Genomic DNA, 14,222 nt, shown 5'->3' on the forward strand with positions numbered 1-14,222 from the left:
TTCGACCCTTTTTGCAAGAAGCATTTATTTCACATAACCCGCGACACGATTACGTCCTGCTCGTTTAGCACCCACATATAATGCACGATCCGCATGGCGAATCAATGCTAACGGCTCATCCGCATCTACTGGCGCATAAGCTAATCCAAGGGAAGCAGTAATATTTACATTTTTCACTTGGTGACGATCATCGATATTTTGTTTAATGACAAATGGACTAGAGGCAATTCTCTTGCGGATAAACTCCGCTAAATCAAATGCTTCTTTCTTCTCTATATTGCTTAAGAGGATGACAAATTCTTCTCCACCATACCTAGCAACCAATCCGTGGTCACCAATAAGATTTTGAATTCTTTTGGCGAAACCTATTAAAATCTCATTTCCAGCTTGATGACCATATTGATCATTAATCGCTTTAAAATGGTCAATGTCCAACATAATGAGCACTAGATTGTCCAAATTCTTTTCATTCAATTCAGTGAACTGCTCACTTAAGATTTTATCAAAATAGCGGTAGTTATATAGCTTCGTTAGAGCACATCTTTCACTATTTTCCTTTGTTGTTTCAAAATATTTAGCGTTTTCTAGCGCAATAGCAAATTGGCTGCATAAAAGGTCCAAAACCATTAACTTGATGTTTGCAAATGCCTTCTTCTGTCTGCTTCCCAGCAATAAAACACCAATTACTTTATTATTTTTAATTAGCGGCATACAAAGTATACTTTGAACTCCATCCGGCATATACCCCTTGTTTACCTTCTGCCAATCCTGTTTAGAATGGTATACTTCTGCTTTTTTCGACGCCAACACTTTCCCACATATCCCCTCATTTTCTTTCATTATTTCAGGTAATAGCGGTAATTTCTCTTGCTGCTCCACACGTGATATCATTTCTAATTCTTCATTCGTATTAACTTGATGAATAAACACGAAATCAACTTTAAATAATTCATATAGCTTTTCGATAAAGAAATCGATTGTTTCATTTACATACAAATTTTGAGAAAGTTGATGGCCAATCTCGGCTGTTTTTCGTAAATAATCATTTGCCGTTTGACTAGAATGATATAGCTTTAATATAAGCGATAACGATATAAATGGAACACCGATTAAGATTAAGGCAGCTAGACCAATATATTCATACATGAGATATAAAACAATACCTACCGGATATGTGATAATCGTTGTGATTATTTCCCAAATTAAGTCTTTCGTGACAAACCGTTGCTTTCGCTTATAGATAAAGCGAACAATAAAAAAGATACCCAAAGTATTGAGTAAGAGATAGGAAATAAGATATACAGTAATTAAATAAAATGATTTAAAATTTAAGGCAATATCAAATCCATGTCCCCCTCCGAAACTATAGTAAATAATCCCACTAAAAAAGGAAACAAGGAAAAACATAATCGAATTCATAGGTAAGCGGAATAACGACTTCCTATCTAATTTAGCCTGATAGAGCACCGCTAATAATGAGATTTGTACAAGAATAATTTCCGTAACTAATCCAAAAATTAAGAAAACAGATAAAGTTGCCCATTGCAGAAAAAACACAGGGGTGCCATTTATAATCATCGGCATACTAGCGACAATTGTCATAAATAGTAAAAAAGCAACTAACTCCCAACCCTTATCATAAATTTGCGGAGGGTACAAGGTATAAGAAAACCACAAACCCAAAGGTAGAAGGAGTGTCCAAACTGTCCATATTATTTTTTTGTAGCTTGGATTAATCATCCACTCTCTCCCCCTACCTTTCATCTGTCGGTTAAGTTTATATTTTTATATAACTTTTAATTTATATAGAAACAAAAAAATCGCATCAAATTCTTAAAATTCCCACATTTTAAACCTAATAAATATATACTACCTTTTTCTTTTCTAATAATCTATATTTTTTTGTGCGATATAGTTATTTCAGATAGTTTCTCCAAAATTCCTTTACTTCTGAAATAAAGTACAAAGATCCCGTTATAAGGAACAGGTCATCTACTCTAATCTTTTCCAGTTGCGTGAGAATTGCTTTCTGCCAGTCGCTATTCTGCTCCTTCGATGGATGGTTACTTTCTTCATATAATGTCTTGCTGCTTGCAGCCCTTGGATAGTCAAATGTAACAAAAGTAATTGAAGTTGCCACTTGATCCAATTTAGCAATCATTTTGTCCGTTTTTTTATCAGAAAGTGCTGCAAAGATAATATGTTTTTTCTTATCTTTATAGCGATTAACTAATACATCTACCAGTGCATCGATTCCTTCTTCATTATGCGCCCCATCTACTACGACAAAAGGATTTCCTGACAGAATTTCCAATCGACCAGGCCATTTGGATTGGTATAATCCCTTTCGAATACTATCTTCATTTATGGATTCAAATGTATCCTGCAATATATGGGCACCCATTACAGCTAGTGATGCATTTTCCACTTGGTGCTTACCAAACATGGTAATCTGTAAATCTTCCCATTTAAAAAACATTGACTTTAATTCAAATGATTCACTAGAAGGTGTTGAATGGTATTTATCAATCATAAAGTCCTTATCTAATAGATAGATAGGCGCTTTCCTTTCCATTGCCTGATTTACGATTACTTTTTGAGCACCCTTTTGTTTCACTGCTGCAATAATCGGCGTTTCTGTTTTAATAATGCCAGCTTTTTCAAAGGCGATTTTTTCATAGGTGTCTCCTAAAATCGCTGTATGATCTAATCCTATACTTGTAATAATAGAAAGCAAAGGGGAGATGATATTAGTTGAGTCAAAACGACCACCTAATCCTACCTCATAAATGACAATATCCATTTTATTGATATAAGCAAAATAGTAGAAAGACATCGCTGTAATAATTTCAAATTCAGTTGGTCCGCCAATCTCCATCTGGTCCATTTCTTCGACAATTGGTAATAGTTTATTTGCTAGTGCTAAAATTTCTTCGTCGCTAATTGGTATTCCATTTACGCTAATTCTCTCATTAAATTGTTCGATGTATGGAGAAGTAAAGGTTCCAACTGTTAATCCTGCTTGTTGCAAAATATTTCTTAAATAAGTAACAGTAGATCCCTTTCCATTTGTTCCACCTATATGAACTGTCTTTATCTGTTTTTCCGGATGATTTAGCTTTTCCATCATCATTTCCATTCTTGTTAACCCAGGCTTTATTCCAAAACGCAAACGAGAATGAATCCAATTTAATGCTTCCTCATAATTATGAAACATTGCTACACCCTCTTATAAGATTAATGATTGCCAGTATTTTCTCTAATTAACTTTGGCTAGTATTATGAAAAGTAAATGCTTCATCCATAGAAGAAGGGTGCCTCAAAGGTTTGATAGCGGAGACACCCTTCGTTCTACTATGAAATTAACCTTTTAGTTCATTAATACGTGCTTCAACTGCGGCACGTTTTTCTAAATAATCTTTTTCTTTTGCTTTTTCCTCGTTAATTACTTTTTCTGGTGCTTTTTTTACAAAGCCTTCATTGCTTAATTTCTTTTGAACACGTTCTACTTCTTTATTCCATTTCTCTAACTCTTTATTTAATCGAGCTATTTCTTCTTCCATATTAATTAAACCTTCTAAAGGAAGAATGATTTCAGCACCTGTTACTACAGCCGTCATAGCTTTATCCGGTACAGCAATATCTGTATCAATACTTAATGTTTCCGGGTTGCAGAAACGCTCAATAAAAGATTTATTTTCAAGAAGGGTAGCTTTCACTTCTTCATCTTTAGCTTTTAATAAAATGCTAATTTTCTTACTCATTGGTGTGTTCACTTCTGCACGGCTGTTACGAACAGAGCGAATGATTTCTACTAACAGCTTCATATCATTTGCAGCCTTATCATCTGTAAATGCCGGATTTACTTCTGGCCAGTCTGCAACAGTAATCGATTCGCCAGCATGCGGAAGGTTTTGCCAGATTTCTTCTGTGATAAATGGCATAAATGGATGTAATAAACGCATTGTATTATCAAGCACATACGCTAAAATAGAGCGTGTTGTTAGTTTTGCTGCTTCATCATCACCGTATAATGGAAGCTTCGCCATCTCAATATACCAGTCACAGAAATCATCCCAGATAAAATTATAAAGGACTCTTCCTACTTCTCCAAACTCATAACGATCAGATAGACGTGTCACAGTTTCAATAGTTTCGTTCAATCTCGTTAGGATCCACTTATCCGCAACTGATTTTTCACCTGATAAATCAATCTCATCATACGTTAAACCATCCATGTTCATTAACGCAAAACGGGAAGCATTCCAAATTTTATTCGCAAAGTTCCAAGTAGACTCTACTTTTTCAATACTGAAACGTAAATCTTGACCAGGTGAACTTCCTGTTGATAAGAAATAACGTAAGGAGTCTGCACCATACTTAGCAATTACATCCATAGGATCGACACCATTTCCTAGAGACTTACTCATTTTGCGACCTTGTTCATCCCGAACAAGTCCGTGAATTAATACATCTTTAAATGGTCTTTCCCCAGTAAACTCAATACCTTGGAAAATCATGCGAGATACCCAGAAGAAAATAATATCATATCCAGTTACTAAAGCAGCAGTAGGATAATAGCGCTTATAATCTTCTGCCTCTGTATTTGGCCAGTTTAATGTAGAGAATGGCCATAATGCTGAACTGAACCATGTATCTAATACGTCTGTATCCTGTGTCCAATTTTCTATATCTGCTGGTGCTTCATGGTTTACATAAATTTCACCTGTTTCTTTATGATACCAAGCAGGAATACGATGCCCCCACCAAAGCTGACGAGAAATACACCAATCGCGAATATTTTCCATCCAGCGCATATACGTGTTTTCAAAGCGATTTGGAACAAAGTTAACTTTTTCAGCATCTTTATCTTGCAGGGCGATTGCTTTATCAGCCAATGGCTGCATTTTAACGAACCATTGCGTAGATAGATACGGCTCTACTACTGCACCACTTCGCTCAGAATGACCAACAGAATGCATATGCTCTTCAATTTTGAACAAAACTCCCATTCCCTGTAAATCTTTGACAATTTGCTTACGACATTCGAAACGGTCCATTCCTTCATATTTGCCAGCACGCTCATTCATTGTACCGTCTTCGTTCATTACCAAGATTCTTTCTAAATTATGACGGTTTCCAACTTCAAAATCATTAGGATCATGGGCTGGAGTCATTTTAACAGCGCCTGATCCAAAGTCCATTTCCACATAATCATCCGCAACAATCGGAATTTCTCTGCCTACGATCGGAAGAATTACTTTTTTACCAATTAAATGCTGGTATCTTTCATCTTTCGGATGAACAGCAACACCTGAATCGCCTAACATTGTTTCTGGACGAGTTGTTGCTATTTCAATATATCCAGATCCATCTGCTAAAGGATATTTCATATGATAAAAGGCACCTTGTACATCCTTATAGATTACCTCAATATCAGAGAGTGCAGTTTTGGTAGCTGGGTCCCAGTTGATAATATATTCTCCGCGGTAGATAAGCCCTTTCTTATATAAAGAAACGAACACTTCACGAACTGCTTTGGATAGCCCTTCATCTAATGTGAATCTTTCACGAGAATAATCTAATCCTAGACCTAATTTAGACCATTGGGCACGAATATGACTTGCATATTCCTCTTTCCATTTCCATGTTTCTTCTACAAATTTTTCACGACCAAGATCATATCTGCTTATATTTTGGGCGCGCAGCTTTTCTTCTACCTTTGCCTGGGTAGCAATACCGGCATGGTCCATTCCAGGTAACCATAATACATCATAACCTTGCATTCTTTTCATTCTTGTTAAAATATCTTGTAATGTTGTATCCCACGCATGCCCTAAATGCAGTTTACCTGTTACATTTGGAGGCGGGATTACGATTGTATAAGGCTTTTTTCCTTCATCTGGCTTTGCCTCAAAAAATTTGCCTTCTAACCACCAATCATAGCGACCCTTTTCAATACTTGCTGGATCATACTTTGTCGGCATGGAGATTTCTTTCATTTCCATCCTAATTTCCTCCTAATCGTGTTCCTTTGTACTTTTTAAAGCAAATAAAAAACTCCACTCGTCTTAAAAGGACGAATGGAGTTTGTTCGCGGTACCACCTTTTTTCCAATACAAAATAGGTATTGGCTCTTTAAAAGATGATATCGGATACTGTCCGTCTTTTACTAATAAGCACACCGTTCGCAAAAGAAGCTCGAGGGCTACCTTCCAATGGGTTGAATAGAAATCTCGCAGCTGTTGATTTCCTCTCTTTGAAACAACTTACATTGTACTACTCCCTGTCATTGCTTTAATAATTTATTTTATATATGCTATACTACCGAAAATAACTTAATCTCGTCAATAAGGATTGCCTAAATTTTTTAATTTTATTCATTTCCTTTTTTGTTTGTCTTTACTTTATATACATGTGAAAAAATGGTGACAATTATTACACCCAATAATAATAGACCCAAGTTTTTTAATCCTGGGTCTCTGCTTGTTCCGCAGCATCCTGCTGTGCTTTTTTTTGTCTTTCTATCTCATCCACTCGCATAACAACATATTCAGTATTTTTTAAAAGCCAATATTGTTTAAGCAGCTTTTGAACATATTTTCGTTCATTAATGTCTTTCTTATTTGCTTTCATATATTTCTCACAAACTCGAATAATGGGGCCTGGATGAGCTAAATAACTTAAAAACAATAGCATTTCATCGTATTTTAACGGATTATGCTTAAAGTACGTATATAGCCACTCAATACATTTATCGTTCTGCTTCGGTCCCGTTTTTAATGAGCGTGCGAGAAATGGAAGTAAATCATGACTGGCCGTTCCATACTTAGCTTTTTCAAAATTAGTAAAGTAGCCATATCCTCTATCATCATAAAGAAAATGCTCTGGTGACAGTTTCCCATGAATAATGGAGACTCTTGCCTTTTCATCTTCTTTCGTTTCCTCATACCATTCTTTTAGCTTTGTTTCCGAATAGATCAACGCCTGCCGAATATCATGGTAATACAGACAGAACATTAATTCAAATGGTGACATATACTCTTTACTTTCGCATAGCTCAATAAAGCCATTTAAAAACTCTTGTTCTTTTTCAATATCTAACTGTGTATTTTCAAAATGCTCCTGTCGATCTTCCTTCTCAATTTTCACTTCCTTCGAAGATAAAATATGAAGGCGTGCAAGCTCGCGAAACATTTGCTGATGCTTCCTGGAATAATTCTCTCTTTCCTCATTTGGTAACCAGGGCATTAAGTAGAACAGCTTATTATCATAAAAAATAGCGTATCTACCATCTACAGCTGGATAGATCGGAACAATCCGATTATAGCCTTTTTGATATAGCATTCGAATATGACGGGTGAAATCAGCACCGTGATGAGGATCCATTCGTTTCAAAGCAAAAGTTCCTTTATTACTGTAAATCTTCGCTACTTTTCCGAACTCCTCTACAAAATTCGGTTCGACTGCATATGGCTTCAAAATCGGTGTATACTTCTTTAATATGTTTTGTTCATTCATATCCGCCCACACTTTCTCATAAAGTGAAACTGCCATCTTCTCCGTTTCTATCGATGGTTAGTTGACGATTCGGGCATTTACCATATATTCGATTAACAATCGACTCTGTTTTGTTTTCCTTCCAATTCCTTTCACTCTCTTACCGTTTAAACTTCAAGAATAAAAGACGGGTGAAAAGTCAAGAAAAACAGTCAAGCAGGATTTTCTCCTGCCTGCTGTTTGTGCCCTATTTCTCTACAAAATTCCCAGGAATATATAGAACTTGCCCCTCATATATATCTTGATTTGCTTCCATGCGATTTTCTTTTAACAATGCATGGATATTTACATTGTATCGGTCACTTAATTTTTCTAATGTATCGCCTTGCTGTACAATACAAACTTTCACTTTTGTATGCTTCTCTTCTTCTTTTCTAGCAAAAAATTCTGTAAAAGTAAGAGACTTTGTCTTATTAAAAAGGCCTTTCTTCTTTTTAGGCTCCTCATTAGGAGAAGAAGATGATTCTTCTAGTTCTTCTTCTTCCATAACAACCTCTTCTTGCTTTGCTTCAGAGGAGGACTCGTGATCCGGTTTCTGGAAAACTTCTTCTGCAGTAAATACTTTTTCTTCACTACGTAATATGGAAACTTTCATCTCTGGTTCTGCAGGAGCAGCCTCCTCCTCTTTTCTAACTTCCTCAGAAAAATAAGGGATCTTTGTATGTTCGTTTGTGCTCCATTCATCATCCTCTTCTGGAGTCTTTCTAACCTCTAGTTCGAAGGAAGAATATAAGTCATCCTCTGTTTCCTTCTCTTCACGTAATTCCTCTAGTAAGGGACTAACATTTTGAAATGGACTAACGGCAATTTCAACAGGTTCTTCTATGGAATCAGTTAAAACCTCCTCTTCTTCCTTCGAATGATCCCGTATTAGTTCCACTACTTCTTCCTCTTCTTGCGTATGCCGTGCTACTTCCAATTCTTCTTCCCTTTCCTCTTCCGCTATATCCTCCTCCACTTCTTCTGAAGCCAAGCCAGAAATAGTTAAATCAGCCGTTAAATTTAAGCAGCTTCTTTCGGGAAAAACATAATCAAAAGTATCAATCTCGATTTCCACATCATCAAGACTTGTCACTCTTTCAAGAGGAATCGTAATATCGACAGGGAAATGGTGTAAAAATTCACATACCCCTTCCTCTCTCTCCATAACAGAATGCACTAATTTAGGAGCTTTAAAAACCTCCTCCTCTTCTTGTTCCCCTTCATTGTAGCGCTTGTATTCACCACTAAGCTCTAAAGAGCCTTGAATGATAATATACTGATCGTTCTCTTGGATTGTTATATTGGGATCAAGTGAAATGGAAAGCAGATCTGCTACTTCCTGTCCTTTTTGAAACCAGACGGACTCTTCCAACGAAAACCGTAAAATAGACGAATTTTCTTGAGACAAAGCGACTCCTCCTCTCATTCCTTTCACGTGTATATCACTATTGTCTTTAAAAACTTATGATTATCTGTAACACTTTATGAATATTTCTTTTATTTGTTTAGCTAAGAAAGAATCGAACTTTAACAAAAATCTAATTTTTCTGAATTTATACACCAAATTGTTAAAACTATTTATAATTCTAGCCGTTTTTTCCTATTAGGGTCCGATATAATAAAAGAAGATTTTGTAAGTTAACAAAATTACTTAAATTGGAAACGCAGAAATTCTGCATTTTATGAAAGAGGAGGTTTTATGATGGCTTTTTCTGTGTTAATGTATCACGAAATAAGAAAAGAGGAAGATTTTCAAGCAGCAGAACAACATCCCATTGATGTCAAACAAGCATATAAGGATTTCTTGCCCTCTCCCCTTTTCATTACACTAGAAAAATTTGAACAACAAATGGAGTATTTGTTTCACAATGGTTTCCACACTTTATCTTTAGAGGAAGTAAAGGCATATTATGAAAGAGGCAATCCCTTACCGGAAAAATCAATATTACTTACTTTTGATGACTGCTTTCAATCCATCAAAGAATATGCATACCCGATTCTCAAAAAATATCAATTTCACGCAACAGCATTTGTGGTAACAGGATGGCTGCATGATAATAAACGTATATTTGTAAAAGATAAATCTGTATGTTTATCTGCAAGGGACCTAGAGGAAATGAAAGACGTATTTGAATATGCTAACCATACACATCATATGCATATACGTACAAGTGAGTCAGAAAGTCTATTAATGACATCTCGTAAAGAAACCTTTGCCAAAGATCTAGATGAATGCAACAATCATATTCTAATCAACCATAAAAATGTATTTGCCTATCCATTTGGCCTATTTAACGAATCCAATGTACTCACTTTAAAAGAAAAAGAATTTAAACTTGCATTCACTTGTGAAAATGGTCACAATGATATGCAGACTAATCCTCTTTTACTAAAAAGAAATGCCATTCCTTATTTAATAGACTTAGAGGCATTTAAAAAAATTATAACTATTTAGGAGAAAAATGATGAAAAAAATATGGACCCTATCCTTCATACTCGTTTTCGTTTTAGTTGCTGCTGCTTGTGGAAAGACAACAGCAACTAAAACAAATGATCAAAAAAGTAACACGACTGAAAAACCATCCGGGGAAGAACTAACGATCGGCATTTTGCCCGCAGAATCAGCAATACCGATTATTTTGGCAAAAGAAAATGGCTACTTTGATAAAGAAGGACTAAAGGTTTCCATCAAATCCTTCTCTGCTCCTACTGATCGAAATGTTGCCATCCAAGCGAATGAAGTAGACGGGACAATCGCAGATGTCATGACAGCAGCAGCTTTTATGGAGAATGGCATAAAGATGAAGATTACTTCTGATATAAGTGAAGATTTTAAAATTCTCTCCTCTCCAAACTCAGGAGTGACAGAGATGAAAGAGTTAGATGGTAAAAATGTTTCACTTGTCCCGAATTTTATCTTGGAATATATTATGGATGATTTTGCAGCGAAAGAAGACTTCACTTATAATATCGTGGAAATCCCTTCTTTTTCTGGCCGTGCGGAAGCACTTATGGCAGATAAAGTGGATGGAGTAGTTTTTACAGAACCACAGGCTAGCATGCTAGTCAGCCAAGGAGCTCACCTTTTAGGAAGCTCAACAGATGCAGGGATTAAAGGAGGAACCATTTTATTTTCAGATGAACTAATATCCTCTAAACCAGCAGATATCAAAGCTTTTTATAAAGCTTATAATAAAGCTATTGACTATATGAACAATACAAAAGCTAAGGAATATGCTGATATATTAACTAAATACCAATTTCCTGATGCTATGAGCAATTATTTATCAACAAAAGAAAGCTTTCCTTATGCCAGTGTAGTGCCAAAAAATTCCTTTGATTCGATTGTTCAATGGACAAAAGAGAAAGGGCAAATTAAAGAAAGCTATTCCTATGAAGATTTAACAGACTTTACTTTGTTGCCAAATTAAAAAGTATACTTTTTAGGAAAAACAGAATACAAGTAGACTGATTTAATTTGTTTACGAATACTATTCATAGTAGATTCTCCTTGCTGTGTATTGATTGCAGTTGATATATGCAGCATATAGGAGGATCTTCTTTATAACTAATCCCACAGGAATACTCCTATGGGGCTGCGCGAAGTACATGCTGATGTGCTCCCCCCAGCCTACTTTCTTAAGTTAAATGGAACAAATTAACGCCTTCCCTCTAAACTATATGTATCTCTCTTTACTTATAATTCCAAGGTGTCATTTTTAATTCTAGTTTATCTAATAAAATAAATAGCAATAAACCAATACATCCTAAGGCTACAATTCCTGCGAACATTTCTTCATAATTCATTTTTGTCCAGGCGCTGATAATATAGTAGCCAATTCCATATGTCGTTGCATAGTTTTCGGCAAAAAATAAGGTTGCTAAACTAATCCCTATGCTGATTCTTATCCCCGTAAATATCGCAGGTAGTATGCTTGGAAAAATTAAATAAATGAATTGCTGAAAAATAGCTGCCCGATAGCCGTTCATCACTCTGAAATAGCTTGCCGGTATTTGTAAGACACCATCTCTGACAGACAAAATGATTTGAAAAATAATAATCCAAATAATTAACATGATTTTAGACTCGTTTCCTAAACCATACAAAATCATAAATATCGGTAAAAATGCTACTTTGGGAATTGGATATATATAATATAAAAAAGGGGATAGCCATGTATTAACTCTCTTATTTTTCCCTAAAATAATTCCCATGGGAATACCTATTACCAAAGAAATAAATAATGCAATGAAAATTCTTAACAAACTGGCTCCTGAATGAAGAAGCAATATATATTTGTTGTGCCACATATAGGTAACTGTTAAAAGCGGAGATGGGATGGTGTGAGACTGGAGGAGAAAATAGACAATATACCAAAATAAACCGACACTTATAAAACCTAAGAATAGTTGATTCACGATGATTTTTTTTATAATGTTCTTCATACCTCTACCACCGCTAATCTTTTTCGGACTTCAATACAAGCCTTATAGAAGGACAGATTTTCTTTTGCTCTCTCTACTCCAAATAGGGGATTTTCGATCATCTCGATATCACCATTATCTTGTAGCAATAAAATATACTCCCCAAGAAGGACTGCCTCTTCAATATTATGCGTAACAAACAATAACGTGGTCTGCCGTTTTTCCACCTGCTCAGCAATTAACTGTTGAATTTGTTCTTTTGTCATTTCATCTAATGTAGATGTTGGTTCATCCATTAGCAACAAATCAGGTTTATTAATAAGTGTTCTTGCTAAAGCTACCCTTTGCTGCTGCCCTCCACTTAACTCCGTTGGATATTTATTCTCCATCCCACTTAATCCCACTTCTCTCATTAATGCTGTTACACTTTCCTTTATTTCCTGTTTTGTTTTTCTTTTATCTAACTTTAAAGGCATTGAAATAGAATCAAAAACTTTTAACCAAGGAAAAAGGCCTAAATCTTGAAACATAAAGCCAATATCCTTTTGTGGTTGCTGGATTTTCTTCCCATCCATTAATACTTCTCCCTCCGTTGGGCTTAAGAAACCAGCGAGAAGATGGAGAAGTGTACTTTTCCCCACTCCAGACTTACCAATTAAAGCATATGATTTGCCCTTTTCTAAATCCAAATTGATTTTATGTAAGATAGTAGTATGATCATACGTAAAACTAACGTCCTGCATCTTTATAAATGAATCCATAAAAATCCCTTCTTGTCCTATTAATAGTTGCATCATAACATACTATTTCCCTTCATAAAGTGGCAAAAAATCGACAGTTCTAGGTAATTTGAATACATAGAAAGATGGGATCAAGTAAAACAACCTAAAATCCCGATAAATTGCCATGGGGATTTTAGGCTGTTTTATTTTGCTATAACGAATAAGTTACTTTACAGTTTTATTTAAGCCTTCAACGTAGAAAAAGCTTGTTCAGCAGCACGAATCGTGTGCTCAATATCCTCATCCGTTAATGCTGTAGATAAAAACATCCCTTCAAATTGAGAAGGAGGAAGAAATACGCCTTGTTCTAACATACTATTATAAAAGGCTGCAAAGTAATCTAGATTAGATGTTTTTGCACTTTCATAATCTTTTACATCTTCATTAGTAAAGAAGAAACCAATCATAGAGCCAGCGCGATTTACTGTGAACGGAATCTCATATTTTGCAGCTGCTTCTTTTAAGCCTTCTTCTAAACGGTCCGCTTTTCGGATAAACTCTTTATACGTATCTTTTGTTAATTGCGATATTGTTTCAAAACCTGCTGTCATTGCAAGTGGATTACCAGATAAGGTACCAGCTTGGTATATTGGTCCGCTTGGCGCAATTTGGTTCATAATTTCCGCTTTTCCACCATATGCACCAACAGGTAATCCTCCACCAATTACTTTTCCGAGACAAGTTATATCAGGTGTAATGCCAAAATAGCCTTGCGCGCATCCGTAGTCCACACGAAATCCTGTCATGACTTCATCAAAAATAAGTAAAGCACCATATTCTGTTGTCACATCACGCAAACCTTGCAGGAACCCTGGCTTCGGAGGAACAACTCCCATATTTCCCGCAACCGGCTCCGCAATAATAGCTGCAATGTCTTCGCCATACATAGAAAAGGCGTATTTTACGCTCTCTAAATCATTATAAGCAACCGTAATCGTATTTGCTGCAACGCTTTCGGGCACTCCAGGACTATCTGGTAAACCAAGTGTCGCTACCCCAGATCCTGCTTTAATAAGCAAGGAATCGCCATGACCATGATAACAACCTTCAAACTTCAGAATTTTATTTCTCCCCGTATAGCCTCGAGCTAAACGGATTGCACTCATTGTAGCCTCTGTGCCAGAAGAAACCATCCGAACGATTTCGATACTAGGCACTCGTTCTTTTACAAGGGCAGCAAGTTCGTTTTCAATTAACGTTGGTGCTCCAAAACTAGTTCCTTTTTCAGCAACTTTTTTAATACCCTCGACTACTCGATCATCAGCATGTCCTAAAATAAGCGGCCCCCATGATAAAACATAGTCAATATATTCATTGCCATCAATATCGTAGATTTTAGAGCCTTTCCCTGCCTCCATAAACACTGGGTTTCTTTTAACAGATTTAAAGGCACGGACAGGGCTATTTACCCCTCCTGGCATTAATTCTACTGCTTCTTTATATGCAGCTTCTGATTTTTGATAGGAACGCATT

Annotated in this window: 10 protein-coding genes and 1 other annotated feature; of the genes, 2 read left to right on the top strand and 8 right to left on the bottom strand. The window is 36.0% G+C overall.

The genetic code is table 11. The annotated features are described in order from the left end of the window. Positions 1–24: 24 nt before the first annotated feature. From NST77_RS13095 to spoVID, 5 genes are all read right to left on the bottom strand, one after another. On the bottom strand, positions 25–1,740 hold the full coding sequence (locus NST77_RS13095; protein WP_235850300.1) for a sensor domain-containing diguanylate cyclase: 1,716 nt from the start codon (positions 1,738–1,740) through the stop codon (positions 25–27). A 175-nt stretch (positions 1,741–1,915) separates the two neighbouring features. Then, positions 1,916–3,217 carry a glutamate ligase domain-containing protein gene (locus NST77_RS13100; RefSeq protein WP_163185451.1) on the bottom strand — a complete coding sequence of 434 codons (1,302 nt, stop codon included), beginning with the start codon at positions 3,215–3,217 and terminating at the stop codon, positions 1,916–1,918. Positions 3,218–3,362: 145 nt separating this feature from the next. Beyond that, on the bottom strand, positions 3,363–6,008 hold the full coding sequence (locus NST77_RS13105) for a valine--tRNA ligase (RefSeq protein WP_341123065.1): 2,646 nt from the start codon (positions 6,006–6,008) through the stop codon (positions 3,363–3,365). Between the two features lie 64 nt (positions 6,009–6,072). After that, positions 6,073–6,302: a binding site (T-box leader), on the bottom strand. Between the two features lie 166 nt (positions 6,303–6,468). Then, positions 6,469–7,557 (bottom strand): spore coat protein YsxE, encoded by a 1,089-nt coding sequence (gene ysxE, locus NST77_RS13110; protein WP_341123066.1) that lies wholly within the window; start codon positions 7,555–7,557, stop codon positions 6,469–6,471. A gap of 190 nt (positions 7,558–7,747) precedes the next feature. Further along, entirely contained in the window at positions 7,748–8,950 is a 1,203-nt protein-coding gene (gene spoVID / locus NST77_RS13115) for a stage VI sporulation protein D (RefSeq protein WP_235850298.1), read from the bottom strand. A 294-nt stretch (positions 8,951–9,244) separates the two neighbouring features. On the opposite strand from spoVID, the gene NST77_RS13120 reads away from it, so the two are divergent. Both NST77_RS13120 and NST77_RS13125 read left to right on the top strand, forming a co-directional pair. Further along, on the top strand, positions 9,245–9,997 hold the full coding sequence (locus NST77_RS13120) for a polysaccharide deacetylase family protein (protein WP_095331547.1): 753 nt from the start codon (positions 9,245–9,247) through the stop codon (positions 9,995–9,997). Between the two features lie 10 nt (positions 9,998–10,007). Continuing rightward, the gene (locus NST77_RS13125; protein ID WP_123260781.1) at positions 10,008–10,973 is read left to right on the top strand and encodes an ABC transporter substrate-binding protein; all 966 of its coding nucleotides are present in this window, start codon (positions 10,008–10,010) and stop codon (positions 10,971–10,973) included. 262 nt (positions 10,974–11,235) lie between these two features. On the opposite strand, the gene NST77_RS13130 is transcribed toward NST77_RS13125, so the two are convergent. From NST77_RS13130 to hemL, 3 genes are all read right to left on the bottom strand, one after another. Continuing rightward, positions 11,236–11,988: an ABC transporter permease gene (locus tag NST77_RS13130; protein WP_286167699.1), complete on the bottom strand. Its 753-nt coding sequence runs from the start codon at positions 11,986–11,988 to the stop codon at positions 11,236–11,238. Next, positions 11,985–12,728 carry an ABC transporter ATP-binding protein gene (locus NST77_RS13135; RefSeq protein ID WP_341123067.1) on the bottom strand — a complete coding sequence of 248 codons (744 nt, stop codon included), beginning with the start codon at positions 12,726–12,728 and terminating at the stop codon, positions 11,985–11,987. The genes NST77_RS13130 and NST77_RS13135 overlap by 4 nt, the downstream gene beginning before the upstream one ends. A 203-nt stretch (positions 12,729–12,931) precedes the next feature. Beyond that, positions 12,932–14,221, bottom strand: a complete 1,290-nt coding sequence (hemL, locus tag NST77_RS13140; protein WP_095331543.1) for a glutamate-1-semialdehyde 2,1-aminomutase — start codon at positions 14,219–14,221, stop codon at positions 12,932–12,934. Position 14,222: the final 1 nt, after the last annotated feature.

It is taken from the genome of Niallia sp. FSL W8-0177 (assembly GCF_038006285.1).
Taxonomy (GTDB): Bacteria; Bacillota; Bacilli; order Bacillales; family Cytobacillaceae; genus Niallia; species Niallia circulans_A.